Raw genomic sequence first — 16,913 nt, forward strand, 5'->3', positions numbered from 1 at the left:
TATTAAATTTAATTTTGAACGCCAAAAATACAGCTTTTAAAACATCTAATTTGAAATTAAGGTTAAATACATATTAGAATTTTATATTTTAGCGGTAACAAATAAAGCATGAATTACCTACACTATATTGGGACTTACTTTTTAATGGTTGTCGAAATGTTTCGAAAACCAACAAAGTGGTCCGTAATGAAAAAATTAATCCTAAAAGATGTCGACGATTTAATTATTGGCTCATTAGGTATTGTTGCATTTATCTCGTTTTTTGTTGGTGGTGTTGTAACCATACAAACTGCCTTAAATATTGACAATCCATTAATACCAAAAAACTTAGTTGGTTTTGCAACAAGACAATCAATTGTACTAGAATTTGCACCTACATTTATGTCCATAATTATGGCTGGAAAAGTAGGTAGTTTTATTACATCAAGCATTGGTACAATGCGAGTTACAGAACAAATTGATGCTTTAGAAGTTATGGGTATTAATAGTTTAAACTACTTAGTGTTTCCTAAATTTATAGCACTAACCTTGTATCCTTTTGTAATATCAATTTCAATGTTTTTAGGTATTATGGGTGGATTAGCTGCTTGTGTTTATGGTGGATATGCCACAATGCCAGATTACATTGAAGGTATACAGTTAGACTTTAAGCCTTTTCATATGGCCTATGCATTTATAAAAACATTAATTTTTGCTTTCATTTTAGCAACTATCCCATCTTATCATGGTTATTACATGAAAGGTGGTGCACTTGAAGTTGGTAAGGCTAGTACAACATCGTTTGTTTGGACTAGTGTCGTTATCATTCTTTTAAACTATATATTAACGCAACTACTTTTAAGTCAATGATAGAAGTTAAAAACTTAAACAAATCGTTTGGAGATGCTCATATTTTAAAAGGAGTTACTACTACTTTTGAAAAAGGAAAAACCAACCTTATCATCGGACAAAGTGGTTCTGGTAAAACTGTATTTTTAAAATGTTTACTAGGATTATTTGACTATGAAGAAGGAAGTATTGCTTATGATGGGAAAATTTTTTCTAAACTAAGTGAAGACGAAAAACGATTGATTAGAGCAGATATTGGAATGGTTTTTCAAGGAAGTGCCTTGTTTGACTCAATGACCATTGCAGAAAATGTAATGTTTCCGTTAAAAATGTTTACTTCTCAAAGTAAAAGTGAAATGGAAGATCGTGTAAACTTTGTTTTACAACGTGTCAACTTAGAAAACGCACACCATAAAAAACCTAGTGAAGCTTCTGGAGGAATGCAAAAACGTGTTGCTATTGCACGCGCAATAGTAAACAAACCTAAGTATTTATTTTGTGACGAACCTAACTCTGGTTTAGACCCAAAAACTTCTATTGTTATAGATAATTTAATTAAAGAAATAACCGAAGAGTACCAAATAACAACGGTAATAAACTCGCATGATATGAATTCGGTTATGCAAATTGGAGAGAAAATTATTTTTCTTAAAAATGGTTTAAAGGAATGGGAAGGTTCTAGATATGATATTTTTAAGACAGATAATGAAGCTGTAACAGACTTTGTTTATTCTTCTGAATTATTTAAAAAAGTACGTCAAATGTACTTGGAAGAACGTAGTTAATATCTATTTAATGACTTTAATTGTCGTTTAGGTTACACCATAAAACTATAAAGAATTTACAATCGCATAATGATTATAAATTCTTTATTAAAATTTGTATCAATAAATATTTACTATAATTTATTTAACTTGATTCACGACTAAAGTATCTAACTTAAGTTTAAGCTTTAACCAACGATATAGCTTATCTCTTTCTTTTGAAATTTGACTAGCGTTAACTAAACTATCATTCCATTTTACATTAAACACTGCTAGTGTATCTATCTTTTTGAAGTTAGAATTTACAACGCTAGCATAAGATAAAGATTTAATGTTTTCGTAATTGATATTAACCTCTTTAGTTAACTCTTCAAAAGGCACATAACCACGTTCAAGTTTTGATAATTCTCTAACCTTGTCTTCCAAGAATGTGATTTTTTGTTGCTGACTCATTAGATCTAAAGAATCTCTGGTACGCAGCTCTTCCATATATTCAAGGTTATTAATCTGTCTGTTTTTAGACTGATTAATCAATAATTTTGAACTTTTTAAATATGAATATTCCTGTAAACGATTTTCTAAAAAATGTATCATATCATCAGAAATAACATCTGTTCCAAATGTTGTTAACTCGATATTAGATTCGCCATTAGGCGTATAATTTGGAGTCGCGTATTTTTGTATATAACTAGCGTTTGGTAATGACTTAAGTTCATTATTAATAAAGTCTTTAGCATCTACTTTAAACTGGCTTTCTCTTAACACATTTAAAAAAGTAAACATAGCAGGTATCATAACTACTATTGCTATCAATGATGCAATTCGTGCTGTACGCTTACGTTTAGCTGAATTAGCATATTTAAGCATTGGAAAACGCAATATTTTAAGTACTAAAAAAGTTGCTAAAGCTATAAAAATGGTATTAATTGTAAACAAATACATAGCTTGACCGAAATACACCCAATTACCTTTTGCTAATCCATAACCTGCTGTACACAATGGTGGCATTAATGCTGTAGCAATTGCTACACCAAAAATTACTGAAGCAATAGTACCACGTTTGGTACGTGCAATAATTAAGGCCAATCCACCAAAAAAAGCAATTAACACATCTCGAATATCTGGTTGTACACGTCCTAAAAGCTCTGAAGTATCTTCGCTTAAAGGAAAAAACCTAAAAAACAAAAAGGCTGTTAATAAACTTAGCACAATCATTATAGCTAAGTTGACTAATGATCGTTTTAATGTATCAATATCGTTTATTGCAATAGATAATCCAACACCAAGTATTGGTCCCATTAACGGAGAAATTAACATGGCTCCAATAACAACTGCTGTACTATTTGCATTTAAACCAATAGAAGCCACAAAAATAGAACATATCAAAATCCATGCAGTTGCACCTTTAAATGGTATATCTGCTTTTATCGCTTCAATAGTCGCATCACGATCTGTATCCTCTCTAAAATCTAACAGTTCTTGTAAAAAGGTTTTTATACTTTTAAATAACCCTTTTGCATCTTTTTTAACTGCTTGCTTTTTTTGGTCAACAGCTTCTTTTTGTTTCTCTTCATCAGAGAAATCAAATTTATTTTCTTTTGGCTTGTTGTTTTCTTCCATGTTTTAAAACCTATCCATAATGTTCTCCATATTGGTCTTTAACCTTTTGAAGGACTTTTTTAATATCTTGTTCTTTAGACTTTGGAAAGATAAGTAAAACTTCGTCTTTATCAACAATTATATAATCTTGCAATCCATCAACCACCACCACTTTATCAGATTTAGTACGTATCATGTTTCCAGACGCATCTTCTGTTAAAGTTTTTGCATTAACAACAGCATTATTGTCATTATCTTTATCTAATTTATCATACAAACTTCCCCAAGTACCTAAGTCATTCCAATCAAAAGTTGCTGGTATTACGTATACGTTTGTTGAAGATTCCATAATAGCATAATCTACTGAGATGTTTTCCGCTTTAGCGTAATTATCTCTTATAAAATCGTCTTCAAACTCTGTATTATAAGTTGACAAACCGTTTTTAAACAGCTCAAATAATTCTGGTTGTTTATCTTGAAATGCTTTTACTACACTGGTTGCACTCCACATAAATATTCCTGCATTCCATAAAAAGTTTCCTTGATCTAAAAATTGCTTAGCGGTTTCATAATCTGGCTTTTCGCGAAACTGAACCACGTCGCTAATATTTTCAGCGGAAGCGTTACCACACTCGATATAACCATATCCTGTATTTGGAAACGTTGGCTTGATCCCTAAGGTTATTAAGGCATCATTATCTTGACAATACTCAAACGCTTGTTTTACGTTTTCAGTAAATGCACTTTCGTCCTCAATCCAATGGTCACTTGGTGCAACAATCATGACTGCGTCAGGATTTTCTTTTTGTATTTTAAGACTTGCGTATAAGATACAAGGTGCTGTATTACGCATTGCTGGCTCTAAAACCACTTGACGTTGCTTAACTTCTGGAAGTTGCTCCAAGACTAAGTCATTGTACTTCTCGTTGGTTAAAATAAAAATGTTTTCTTTAGGAATTAAGGTACTTAAACGACTAAACGTTTTTTGAATTAAAGTATCTCCAGTACCTAACATATCATGAAATTGCTTAGGAAACTCAGATGTACTTACTGGCCAAAATCTAGAGCCTACTCCTCCAGCCATTAAAATGGCATAATAATTTTTATTTTGCATGTCTTGGTGTATTATGTGTATTTTTAATTATTGATTATATCTACTTCTGCATTGGCATTAAACAAATAAACTTTACCTGTTTTAACCTCAACACACTCATGACGAGTACGTCGCTTTACTCCTTTTTTAAACACACGACCATTGTGTATTTTAAAGGTTTGATGCAAAGGTACTTCAAATATAAAACTTTTATTATTTGGAGCGTCCAATTGTTTTAAAGCTAAGGCGAGTTGCACATCTGTATCGCTAGATGCCTTTGGGTTTTTAAAGTGTTTTGCTAAATGCGGAAGCAAGTTGTCTGGGAAAACATCAGGATTTATAAAAGGTAACATTAAATGCTGAAAGGTACGCTTCCACTCTGCTCCATGAGGTTTAATATGTCGTCCAAATTTAGAAAAAGCTTCTAAATGTGCTATTTCATGAATTAAAGTAATTAAAAAACGATACTTATTTAAATTTCCATTAACAGTAATTTGATGTTTCCCATTTGGTAATCTTCTATAATCGCCATGTCTCGTTTTACGTTCTTTTTTAACTTTTACTACCAAATGGTCATGTGCTAAAAGTTGTAAAACTTTTGGAACTGCTGCTTCTGGAATGTAGTGAGAAATGGTGTTTTGCATTTCAACAAAAATAATGGATTTATGTAAAATGAAATAATATTGACTATTGATTTTTAAATCTAAAAACGAGTCACCAATTAACAATACTTTATAAAAAGTATTTTTTGAATGTTGTATATTTAGCTATGAAAGACTTAATACTAATAGCGACTATATTTATGACCTCAGCAACTGGATTAACAATAGATTTTGGAAAAGATAAAACTGGAGCATCTTGGCGAATAGTTAATGATGGAGTAATGGGTGGATTATCTACCTCTGAAATAAATCTAAAAGATGACAGCCTATTGTTTACAGGAAATGTTAGCCTTGAAAACAATGGTGGTTTTGCTAGTGTACGCACTTTAATAGACGAAGGTGCTTTAAACAATTGTAAAATCATGATAATCCGCTACAAGAGTGATAATACCAATCGTAATTTTGGATTGTCTTTAAAAAGTAGTCAACAATATTACATACCTTATTACAAACATATTTTTAGTCCAAAAACTAAAGATTGGGAAACCATTGAAGTACCATTATCCGAATTTAAACATTATAAAATTAGTGAGATAATTGGCAACAATATGCCTGCTGAGGATTTAAAAGACGTTTTTAATATTGCTTTAATTATTAGCGATAAAAAAGAAGGTGAATTTAACATTGAAATTGATTATATCAAGTTTATATAAATATCATTTTGCTAAAAGGTAAAACCAACCGAAATTTATAAAAAAAAAAAAAATGAATCTCAGTTTATAAAATTTATACTATTTAAGTGATAACAAAAAGAGCTACCTTTTAGGTAGCTCTTAATTTCTAAAAAAACAAATTTAAATTACTCTAAACTAATCTTTTTATTAATGATTTTACCGTTTACAGCAACTCTTAAGAAATAAAGTCCGTTAGCTAACTTTAAATCATCTCTATTAAATGTAATAGTATGCTTTCCTTTATTAAGTGTGTTAGAATACACATTAGTTGATACGCCTTTAAAATTTATAATTTTAACTGAAACTGTCCCCTTAGCGTCTTTGATATTTACATTAAAAAACACCTTATCTTTCAATGGATTAGGATATAATACAAAATCATTTACTGTAGATTTTTCATTAGTGCTTAATCGCATATCTGTCGGAGTACTGTGCCATGCATTATCATAGTAATAAGGCATATTTGAGCACGTGCTTAAATTTACTGTTTGATTATTTCCGTTATAACTAAAAATAATATTTGAGCAATCTTGATCTATTGTTATAGTTTTGTAACCATTATTAGCCTCATTTAATTCTGTTCCAGGCCATTCTCCGCTAGTAGCTTCTTGATTATTATTCCATGTATAAACATGAGTATAATCTTTTACATAAATTTTGAAGCTCTCTAAAGTTGTATTTGGAGGAGAGGCATGCCATGAATTGTCATAATAGTAAGGCATGTTTGAACAAGTAAATAAATCATCTGTTTGATTCCCTCCATTATTACTAAAAATAAGGTTTGAACAGTTTCCTATCACTGTTGCAGAAAACCAACCATTCCCTTCATTATTTAGTGTTGTTCCAGGCCAAACTCCATTAGTTGCATTTAAGTTATCATCCCAACTATAAATAGTAGCATAATCTTGTGTATAAACCTTAAAAGTACTTGTATCGTTATCATTATCTGTTGTACCGTCATTATTAGTCCAAACTGCATAATTATTTCCAGAAGCAATTAGAGTCCAATTAGATCCAGATGGAGACCAGTCATTAGGTCCTATTTTCATTGCAACATCATAATTATTTCCATTTACAATAGCTGCATAAAGACCGTTTTGGGCAGTATTAATTGTTACATTACTCTGACTATGTATACCTGCATTTTTTCGAATAGTAATTAAATCACTAATCTCTCCTTTTACCGCATTTCCCCAATCAAATAAATGTGGCCAATAAATACATGGTACACCAGGATGTGTTAACAGGTAAGCATAAGTTTGTACAACATTGCCACTATTTAATACATTGTTTGGTGTATCATATCTTGGTGTGTCATGATTTTCAACAAACGTTGTATTGTTTCTAGGATCCCATCCTATTCCTCCAGAGGCTTCACCATTATTTGCTAAATAAGAATAATTGTTGTCTCTTATTACAGATTTCAAAGTAAAATAAGTTGGAAAATCAAAAGCAGTTGATCCAGTACCATCAATCCAATCTTGAATTACTTGCTTACTAGAGTTGTAATTTTCTCCAACCGAAAAAGTTGGGTTAGTAGCTCCATTATACAATGTATAATAATAATTATCAAAACCATGAACAAAATCGTATCGCCATCCTTTATAACCTATATTTTTTAGATTATTTAAAAAATTGATAATACTGTTTTGAACATATGTTTTTGTATGATCAATATCTCTTGCTGCTTCATACGACGTTCCTGTATCATAACTACCTCTTGGGTTAGTATTAAAATACTCTGGAACACTCCATACTTCATCATTAGAGGTAATAGCATCTGTTCCCCATTCTGGATTTGTAAAGTCTACATAATTGGTTGAACCTACTCGGTGATTTATTACAATGTCTGCAATTGGTTCTATTCCTTTAGAATTTAGTGCATTTAATAAATCTAAATGAGCTTGTAAACTCCCATAATTATTTTCAAAATTATTAAGTTCTCTTGGTAAATAACCCTCAAGTGAACCTGCATCACTTGGAGGTGGAAGCCATATCATATCGATACCTATATCTGATATTTCTTGGGACAAATTATTAACAATATTATACCAGTTATTTGGATTATTTGCTGCAGATTCCCAATAGAAACCTTGAAGCATTACACGATCATCATTTTCCCGCTGTGCTGTTAAAAGAAAGCTGTGTAGAAAAGCAAAAATTAAGCAATACGTTTTAAGTGAAAAACGTCCTAATTTGAATGTTTTAAAATAAGTTTTGGTTGTCATATTTTTATTTTATTGGTTAATTATCAATAATATAGTAATTTTTCAACCCTAAATTTATTATTAAAACAACTACAACGTTTTCGAGTTAATAACTTTTATTAATTTAACATTTACACATAGAATATTGACGAATTTTACCAAAATATTGAGATAATCATAATTAATTAGTAAAATTCTGTTTATTCAGAAATATAATCGCGTTAATTATCATTATTCTTATAATCCATAAAAACTGATTACATAATTAAACTAACAATACATAATTAGTTAATTTTAAAGTCCGAAAACAACTTTCAAGTACAAAAAAACATGAAACATGTAAGGTTTTTTATGTGGCATTAAAAATTGTTTTTAATATTGCTTTAATTATTAGCGATAAAAAGAAGGTGAATTTAACATTGAAATTGACTATATCAATTTTATATAAAAAAACGCTCTCAAAATATTGAGAGCATTTTTTTTATGAAGGGAATATGTTTGTGTTAAAAAGCAAATCCAACCGAGAATTGCCAAACTCTGTTTTTAGGTTCTCCTTCATCATATACATCTCCTAATCCTAAATGGTAACGTGCGCCAAGAGTGACACCAGATTCTGTTTTAAAACCTGCCCCAAAATTAACTCCGTAATCAAAATTATTTGGTTCAAACTCTTGTGAGGTATCAAATAAATTAAAGTTTGCATCATAAGTTTCTTTATGAGAAATGGCATAACCTATTTGCGGTCCAGCTTCTAAATAAAACGTGCTGACAGGATATAATTTTAGTAATAAAGGTAAATTAATATAATTAAGTTTTTGAGTGAATATACCTGCATCTGTTTCAATTTCATAACCTTGTTGTGAATACATTACTTCAATTTGTATGGCAGCAAACTCGGTAAAATAAGATTCTCCATACAAACCAACATGAAAACCACTACGTTGACCAGTTTCTGCTTCTCCATCATATTGTACTGAAGCTAAATTATAACCTGCTTTTAATCCTCCGTTTGATTTACTTTTCAAGTCATTATCTTGTGCTTGACCTATAAATAATGCACTAAAAAATAGTGCTATTGCTACATATTGCTTTTTCATAATATTAAATTTTAAGTTATTATTTGTAAATGATAATTAGTCATTATTTTCCACCATTGGCTTGCAAGTCTGCAATACATTGTGCATCTAATTGTGGTGCATTGCCTCCAGAAATCATATCCATAACATTACTTCCAGATTCGGCTTGCCAATACATTAAGCATGACTCGACATCACAATGTTTAGGATGATCTAAATCTTCGTGATCGGACTGCAAATCTGAGCCTAAATTTGTTAGTCCAAGTATATGTCCAAACTCATGCGTTATTACAGTTGTTTCTAAAATTGGTCGTGTATTACTTAGGGTACCAGACGTTAACTCTTGAATAGTTTCTTGATATATCACAAATGATGTATTGCGATAGGCTGTACCTAATACAACACCTTCATCTGTATTACTTGCAGATTCTCCATCTGCAAAAAATACCCAAACTGTTATTTGGTTATCATTGTTAAATAAGGTACGATTGGCATCTTCTATTGCTATAATTTCTTGATTAGTGTAAGGGGATTGATTTGTTGTTGAAATAGCTCTTTTTTGTACCGTAATTCCGTCAGGTTTAAATGTTCTGTCTTCTAAAAAAGACACAAAATTATTAACTGCTGTTTGTGATGGTTCAAAACCCTCAACATATACTAACTCGATTACTAAACTGGTAAAAGTATTGTCTGATAATAAATCGTTTGCAGAGGTACCAACTGCTAATTGATTGGCTTGTTCTGGTGTGTCAAACGTTTCGGTTTGAGCATCATCACTGCTACAAGACCAGATCAGCCCCAAAACCGCAACTAAAAACATTACTTTTTTCATCTTACTATTTTTTCTTTTTACTTATTTTAAAATTACTGCCTCTAAGTTTAGAGACAGCAAAGTTAAACAAACTAATAATCACTTAATTTACTTATCTATATTTGTGTTAACACTAAGGTTAGTGCTGCATTGGTTGTACTTTGTAATGATATTGATGTACTACTATAATTTGTAACAACCCAATTTTGATTTAAAATATTAAACGTTGTGTTATTACTAAACGTTAGATTTACGTGTACTTCTGTTTGTGATGTTACTTCGTATGTACCTTGAACATCTTGTACTGTTGTATTAACAACATTTTCAGCTACAACTGATAAATCATTGGCAAAATCAATTGTGAATTCTGCAAAGTCTACAGCTGTATCAACTCCTGCTTCAATAATAGACTGCACTTCAAAAACACCATCTACTAAAATCATTTCAACCTCATCCGCATCATTTTGAGCTTGCTCTTCGATTGATTCTATACCTAAACAATCAGAGATTTCCGCTTGTAATTGTGCGTCACTATTAATAGATATGGTTTGAGATGTATCTCCTTCAACCGTTGCTGTAATTGGATAGTTAACCGAAAATAACTGATCGTCTCCCATACTGTTTATGTACGTATATAATTGTTGTTCGGTTTCAACAACAACACTTCCTGTTTGTTCAAAATCTAAACTGTAAGTCAATATTGTAATTGGAAAGTTAAAGTCAATACAAGAAATAGCGTCTTCACCAGCGTCTTCTAACGTTTCACAAACATTCATAATTTCGTCATAATCAGACTGGCTAGCTATAACAACTTCAGTATAATTACTTAATGTTACTGCAAACGGGAATTGTAATACTACTGTGTCATTATCGTTATTAAATTGAGCTAAAATATCAATAACTTGTTGGTAATCTGACTGACTAATAATACTTACCTGAGTCCCATTAACAGTTGCTGTAACTGGCAATATAATAGAAGAACAAGATACGCCATCTAAAAAGTCATCAAATGATCCATCATAAGCAGAAGCACGCTCAAGGTTACTTGCTGTTTGTGAGTTAGCTGTGTTTGTATTTGGATTGTCTCCATTTTCATTATCAATTTCATCTTGACAAGATGTAAATGAAAAGATTGCTAATAGACAAAGTGCTGTAATTAATTTTAAGTTTTTCATAATTTTTAATGGTTTGTAAATTTAATTTTTCTTTTTGTTAATTGTAGTTTAATACTTTTTGATTTTTCTTTTTCAAAGCTATTTTTTCGCCTTTCTATAGGTAAGACAACTAATTTTTATTTTACCCTACCCTAAAATTTTAATTAATTGATTTATTGTGTAAATTATAGTTGCAAAGCTTGATATTAGTACTACTGTTAGTATGACTTCTATTATTGTACTAACTTTTTCGGTATTCATATTTTTATATCTTTGGGCTAATATGTACTTAAGACAACCCAAAGTTTTTTTACCCTACTTTTGGTTTCAATTATTTTTAATTATTGTCTTTAATACTATAAATGATATATGACAGACAGCCAAAACAACCTTTGTGAGGACCAGTTTTTTAGCGACTTTTATTTAAAGCACGTGCAAAAAGCTAGCAACTTTGCTTATTATAAATGTGGTGACAATGCTAAAGCTTTAGATTTAGTACAAGATGCGTTTTCTAAGATTTGGGAACATTGTGCTAAAATTGAATTTAGTAAAGCCAAAACCTATTTATTTACCTCCATTAATAATATGTTTTTAAATACTATAAAGCACAATAAAGTAGTCATGGATTATGCAAAAGCTGCTCCATATATAGATAGAGATAATCAAAGTCCTGAATATTTATTAGAGGAAGAAGAATTTAAAACCAAGTTACAACAAGCCATTGCTTTATTAACAGACGGTCAGCGCGAAGTCTTTTTATTAAATAGAATTGACGGAAAAAAATATCGTGAAATAGCAGAACTACTTGGTATATCACAAAAAGCAGTAGAAAAACGAATGTCTGGTGCCTTAAAAACATTAAAGCAGCACATAAAAAATATTTAATAAGTAGGGTAAAACTAGACTTAATTGTCTTAAGATTGAAGGACTTATACCAATGAAAAAAGAAAACGACATATTAAAATGGTTTGATGACCAATTAACCAAACCAGAACTTGATGCTTTAAAACAGTCTGAAGATTTTAAAACTTTAGAAAAAATTAAGCATTATAGCTCACAAATGGAGGCTCCAAAAGTAGATGCACAACAAGCGTTAAATGCTTTTAAGCAACGTCCATTAACTAAAACCGAACCTAAAGTTATTAGCTTAAACTTTAAAACCTTTTTTAAGGTAGCAGCAATGCTTATTTTTATGCTTGGCATCTCATACTTTGCCTTTTTTAATAACACCAAAAATTTTGAAACAACAGTTGCCCAAACTCAAACATTTAAATTACCTGATAACTCTGAGGTAATATTAAATGCACAATCTAGCTTATCTTATAACTCAAAAACTTGGGATGATAAACGCGATTTAACATTAGATGGTGAAGCCTTTTTTAAAGTTGAAAAAGGACAAAAATTTACCGTTAATACTTCTGCAGGTTTAGTACAAGTTTTAGGTACACAGTTTAATGTTAAGGAGCGTGACAACTATTTTGAAGTCGTATGTTTTGAAGGATTGGTTAGTGTAACACATAATAACAAAACTATTAAACTATCAAAAGGTAAAGGTTTTAAGGTTGTTAATGATAATATAGAATTAATAGATAACACAAAAGCAACATCTCCTAGTTGGCTTAAAGCCGAAAGTACTTTTACTAACATTAGCTTACAACAAGTCATTGCAGAAGTACAACGTCAATATGATGTAACTATTAATGCTGATGCTATTGACACTACACAATTATTTACAGGTACCTTTACACACAGCAACTTAAATACTGCATTACAAGCCATAACAATACCTTTAAAATTAAGTTATAAAATTAATAATACTACTGTTACCTTATATAAATATGAAGGGCAATAACTGGCTAACCTACTGTTTAATGTTTTGGATTGTTATTAGTTTTGGTCAAACTAATAGCTTGCCTTTAGCTGATTACTTAATAAGTATTCAAGAGCAATTTGATGTAAAATTTAGTTATGCTGTAGACGATGTTGCTAACATCAACATACCTCAACCGGAAAGGGAATTAAATTTACAACAAACGTTACAACACTTAAACGCTAATACCTTACTAAATTTTAAAACAATAGATAGTCGGTATATTACCGTTTCTGTGTTAGAAAAAACAATTTCTATTTGTGGTACTTTAGTTTCAAAAGAAACCAATGAAGCGCTGATTGGCGCTTCAGTTATTATTGATAATACGTATCAAGGTACAAGCACAAATTATAATGGTGAATTTAACTTAACCGAAATTCCGCTTAAAGCGACACTTTCTATTTCTTATTTAGGTTATCAAACGTTAAAAATTTCTGCTAAAACATTATTTAACAATCAACAATCTTGTCCAACAATTGCACTTACAGAGGACAACCAAATGTTAACCGAAGTTTTAATTACTAAATACTTAACTACAGGTTTGCAAAAATTTATAGATGGTAGTATTGTGTTAAACACAGAAGAATTCGGGAATTTACCAGGCTTAATCGAACCTGATATTTTACAGTCCATACAAGCTTTACCAGGCGTTGAAAGCGTTAACGAAAGTATTGCCAACATTAATGTAAGAGGAGGAACAAATGACCAAAATTTAATCCTTTGGGATGGTATAAAAATGTATCATTCTGGTCACTTTTTTGGGTTAATATCTGCTTATAACCCAAACTTAACTAACAAAGTTATTGTGACTAAAAACGGAACCAGCAGTCAATACAGTGACGGTGTTTCAAGTACCATTAGCATGTATACTAAAGATAAAATTGAAGATACTTTTTCTGGAGGAGCTGGTGTAAATTTAATTAGTGCAGATGCTTTTTTAGAAATTCCTGTTAGTAAAAAACTAGCATTACATATTTCAGGAAGACGTTCTATCACTGATGTGATTAGCACACCTACTTATGATAATTATTTTGAAAGAAGTTTTCAGGATAGTGATATAAATATCAATTCTAATATTGAAAACAGCACAACTTCTTCTGATTTTGTCTTTTATGATTTTACTGCAAAACTACTTTTTGACTTAAACAAAAAACATCGTTTTAGAGCTAATATTATTGGTATTAATAACAATTTAGATTATGCCGAAACTATTACTGATAGCGATAATACAACCACGTCAAAAACCAGTAATTTAGCTCAAGACAATTTAGGTTATGGTGGACATTGGAAAGCACAATGGACAAAAAACTTTAGCACAGACGTATCTGGTAACTACTCTAGATATACAGTAGATGCTTCAGATTTAAGAGTCCAAACAGAGCAACGCTTAACACAAGCTAATGAAGTATTAGAAACCAGTATACAGGTTAAAACCAACTATAGTTTTACTCCGTTTTTAAATTTTTTAAATGGTTATCAGTTTAACGAGATTGGTATATTAAATGAAACTACTGTAACTGCCCCTTCTTATTCACGTACAAAAAAAGATGTTCTGTTAAACCATGCATTGTTTACACAAATAGAATACCATAAAGACAATACCTTTTTAAGGATTGGACTACGCGGAAATTATTTTCAGAAATTTGATAAGTTATTAATAGAACCTCGTATTACTGCAAGACAAAAACTATCTAATCAATGGGCTTTAAAATTAGAAGGAGAATTTAAAAATCAGTCTGCAACACAAATTGTAGATTTTCAGGATGATTTTTTAGGCGTTGAAAATAGACGCTGGATATTAGCAGACAATAATACCATACCAATATCTACTAGTAAACAAGCATCATTTGGTGTTGATTATAGTAAACATAATTTAAATATTGATATTAATGGATTTTACAAAACGGTTGATGGGATTACAGCTAGCAATCAAGGTTTTTATAATAATTTTCAATATCTGAGTGCCACAGGAAGTTACACTGCAAAAGGCATAGAGTTTTTAGCAAATAAAACTACTGATAAATTTAGCACATGGTTAAGTTACACTTATAGTATTAACAATTATACTTTTGAAAGCTTTACACCTAGTGTTTTCCCTAATAATGTAGACATTAGACACTCTATCTCTTTGGCTATAAATTATTCTATAATAAAAAACTTAGAATTATCATTAGGTGGTATTTGGCATTCTGGACAACCATACACAAAACCTCTTGAAGCTAACCCAACAATTGAAATTAACAACAATTATTATGTCAATTATGACCAACCCAATATCCAAAATGTAGACGATTTTTTACGTTTAGATGCCTCTTTAGGTTATACCTATGATTTTAATAACACAACTAATATTAGTCTAAAAGCAGGTGTACGTAACTTAAGTAATGAAGACAATGTAATTAATAGATATTATCAAGTAGATCCTGAGGATAGCAACAATACTATTGAGGTAAACAACCTGTCTTTAGGCCTAACGCCAAACGTAAGTCTACGCGTTAATTTTTAATACTATTTACCAAATATCTTTATTTAATAAAAGAAACAAACCAACAACTGTATTTCAATAAGTTACAACAAACAAACCAAAAAACACCTATAGCATTTAAAAATAAATAATGTTATGTTTGTATACCGAATGATTTAAATTGTTTTACTAAATAACTTATTATACAATGTTAAATGAAAAATTAAAAGCATTACAAATAGTACTACAGCAAGAAGTAGACTTTGCTTGGCAATGTAAAATGGGAACATCTGTATACAATCAAAACAACCGCAGTTTTGGTAGTTATCTAGAGTCGTCTTTAAACGCACATAACAAAGAAATTTCTCAAATTTTAGACGATATTGCTCGAGAACAAACTCAAAACCAAGAGCCTCCTAATTTTAATAATTATATTAGGTATTCTACTAGCTCAATGACACACAAAGAAGTCTTTGTTGGTGACAAGTGGATATTGGTACCAAATACGGCATGTGTAGATTTTAGAACAACCACTTTAGGTGGTAGTAGAGCTTTTACTGTAACTGTAAGTAATGGTAGCGATTATGCTACGTTTACCTCAACCGAAAGTTTACAATCTTACCAACAAAACCAACAACTTTTAGAAGCTGATCCAATACATTTAGAACTACAAAATGATTATGTGTCTAAAGAAGAATATGATTGGATGTTATTAGCTTCTCAAGTTTACGGAACAACTAAAAAAAACATTAGTGGTTTAGGTGATCTTGCAGAATTGTACAGCAGAACACCAAAGGAATTTAAAAGACATTATGCTTACAAGATTTCAAAAGTTGCAAAAAGCGTAGGCAAACCAGCAAAAGCAGGTAAAATATTTCATGGAGCTGAAAAGGTTATGAAAAAAGCAGGAAAAGTAGCAAAAGTTGGACCTTATCTATCTGCAGGTACAATTATATATGAAGTTGGTGATGCCTATATTAATGATACAGAAATTAAACCACACACTTACGTTGACGGAACCCTTTTAGTGGTAGGTATAGCTGCAACAGCAGTTGGTGCTCCTGCAGTAGTTGTTGGTTTAGCTATATATGGTATTTTAGATTATGCTTTTAATATTAGCGAAGGAATTGATAATACTTTTGGAAGTGATTCTGATCTTTGGAACAACAAACCTATAAAGCATTTTCCTAAAAAAACAACTCCAATATTTAATGACGTAAAAATTGACAACACCTATGTTGCTCCTAACATAAAACTACCTCCAAATTTTAAAAATTAATGTTCAAACAAATATTTCAAAAATTATTATTGGCATTTTATTGTACTTCAAAATGGCTCGTAAATAAAAAAATGCCAGAAAAAATTATTCCATCCACTATATTATTTTTTTCATTTCCTTTTACATTTATAGCTACTGGTTTATATCTAATACTAGCTTTATCTTTAATATTAAGTAACTCTAAAAACTTAGCAGTTTTAGTTATTGGTGGATTTATATTTATTACACCAGTATATTATTTAGCCTCAAAAATGGCTAAAAAAGGCATTGTTAAATGGGACATTAGCAAACACTACAAAACTTTAACAAAAAATGATAGAGCTAATAAAATAACGCTTGCTTTTATTGTTTTTTGGGGAAGCTTTATTATTCAGTTTTGGCTTGCCAATATGGCTTTGAGCTCAAAATAGAGAAGCAATTAGTAGATCTATT

15 protein-coding genes are annotated in these 16,913 nt (G+C 30.6%); 8 read left to right on the top strand and 7 right to left on the bottom strand.

The genetic code is table 11. The features are described 5' to 3' along the window. Positions 1-108 precede the first annotated feature (108 nt). Together JAO71_RS09700 and JAO71_RS09705 are read left to right on the top strand one after the other, a co-directional pair. Positions 109-849, top strand: coding sequence for an MlaE family ABC transporter permease (locus JAO71_RS09700; RefSeq protein WP_028289202.1), 741 nt, complete (start codon positions 109-111; stop codon positions 847-849). Then, complete coding sequence (locus JAO71_RS09705) at positions 846-1,613, top strand: ABC transporter ATP-binding protein (RefSeq protein ID WP_028289201.1); 768 nt, start codon at positions 846-848, stop codon at positions 1,611-1,613. The genes JAO71_RS09700 and JAO71_RS09705 overlap by 4 nt, the downstream gene beginning before the upstream one ends. Before the next feature lie 120 nt (positions 1,614-1,733). On the opposite strand, the gene JAO71_RS09710 is transcribed toward JAO71_RS09705, so the two are convergent. From JAO71_RS09710 to JAO71_RS09720, 3 genes are read right to left on the bottom strand one after another with little or no spacing between them, the layout of a single operon-like run. After that, entirely contained in the window at positions 1,734-3,212 is a 1,479-nt protein-coding gene (locus JAO71_RS09710; RefSeq protein ID WP_054851708.1) for a DUF389 domain-containing protein, read from the bottom strand. A 10-nt stretch (positions 3,213-3,222) separates the two neighbouring features. After that, a complete protein-coding gene (locus tag JAO71_RS09715) occupies positions 3,223-4,305 on the bottom strand; it encodes a mannose-1-phosphate guanylyltransferase (protein ID WP_054851709.1) in 1,083 nt (360 codons plus the stop codon). Positions 4,306-4,328: 23 nt separating this feature from the next. After that, positions 4,329-4,928 (bottom strand): SprT-like domain-containing protein, encoded by a 600-nt coding sequence (locus JAO71_RS09720; RefSeq protein WP_054851738.1) that lies wholly within the window; start codon positions 4,926-4,928, stop codon positions 4,329-4,331. A gap of 125 nt (positions 4,929-5,053) precedes the next feature. Here JAO71_RS09720 and JAO71_RS09725 point away from each other — a divergent pair, with 125 nt between their 5' ends. Further along, entirely contained in the window at positions 5,054-5,599 is a 546-nt protein-coding gene (locus JAO71_RS09725) for a CIA30 family protein (RefSeq protein WP_116823389.1), read from the top strand. Positions 5,600-5,745: 146 nt separating this feature from the next. Here JAO71_RS09725 and JAO71_RS09730 read toward each other — a convergent pair whose 3' ends face one another. From JAO71_RS09730 to JAO71_RS09745, 4 genes are all read right to left on the bottom strand, one after another. Beyond that, positions 5,746-7,848 (bottom strand): glucan 1,4-alpha-maltotetraohydrolase domain-containing protein, encoded by a 2,103-nt coding sequence (locus tag JAO71_RS09730; RefSeq protein ID WP_203000508.1) that lies wholly within the window; start codon positions 7,846-7,848, stop codon positions 5,746-5,748. 482 nt (positions 7,849-8,330) lie between these two features. Continuing rightward, positions 8,331-8,924: a porin family protein gene (locus tag JAO71_RS09735; protein ID WP_116823391.1), complete on the bottom strand. Its 594-nt coding sequence runs from the start codon at positions 8,922-8,924 to the stop codon at positions 8,331-8,333. A gap of 43 nt (positions 8,925-8,967) precedes the next feature. Beyond that, complete coding sequence (locus tag JAO71_RS09740) at positions 8,968-9,735, bottom strand: membrane metalloprotease (protein ID WP_203000510.1); 768 nt, start codon at positions 9,733-9,735, stop codon at positions 8,968-8,970. A 95-nt stretch (positions 9,736-9,830) separates the two neighbouring features. Further along, the gene (locus tag JAO71_RS09745; RefSeq protein ID WP_203000512.1) at positions 9,831-10,889 is read right to left on the bottom strand and encodes a hypothetical protein; all 1,059 of its coding nucleotides are present in this window, start codon (positions 10,887-10,889) and stop codon (positions 9,831-9,833) included. Between the two features lie 348 nt (positions 10,890-11,237). Between JAO71_RS09745 and JAO71_RS09750 the strand changes: the two genes are divergently transcribed. The 5 genes from JAO71_RS09750 to JAO71_RS09770 all read left to right on the top strand — a co-directional run bounded on the left by JAO71_RS09750 (position 11,238) and on the right by JAO71_RS09770 (position 16,891). Next, complete coding sequence (locus JAO71_RS09750) at positions 11,238-11,753, top strand: RNA polymerase sigma factor (protein WP_203000514.1); 516 nt, start codon at positions 11,238-11,240, stop codon at positions 11,751-11,753. Positions 11,754-11,805: 52 nt separating this feature from the next. Next, entirely contained in the window at positions 11,806-12,720 is a 915-nt protein-coding gene (locus JAO71_RS09755; protein WP_203000516.1) for a FecR family protein, read from the top strand. Between the two features lie 19 nt (positions 12,721-12,739). Continuing rightward, complete coding sequence (locus tag JAO71_RS09760) at positions 12,740-15,244, top strand: TonB-dependent receptor (protein WP_236011234.1); 2,505 nt, start codon at positions 12,740-12,742, stop codon at positions 15,242-15,244. 166 nt (positions 15,245-15,410) lie between these two features. Further along, on the top strand, positions 15,411-16,481 hold the full coding sequence (locus tag JAO71_RS09765; RefSeq protein ID WP_054851718.1) for a hypothetical protein: 1,071 nt from the start codon (positions 15,411-15,413) through the stop codon (positions 16,479-16,481). 71 nt (positions 16,482-16,552) lie between these two features. Beyond that, the gene (locus JAO71_RS09770) at positions 16,553-16,891 is read left to right on the top strand and encodes a hypothetical protein (protein ID WP_054851719.1); all 339 of its coding nucleotides are present in this window, start codon (positions 16,553-16,555) and stop codon (positions 16,889-16,891) included. The last annotated feature ends 22 nt before the right edge of the window (positions 16,892-16,913 follow it).

Source organism: Olleya sediminilitoris (genome assembly GCF_016785945.1).
Lineage (GTDB): Bacteria > Bacteroidota > Bacteroidia > Flavobacteriales > Flavobacteriaceae > Olleya > Olleya sediminilitoris.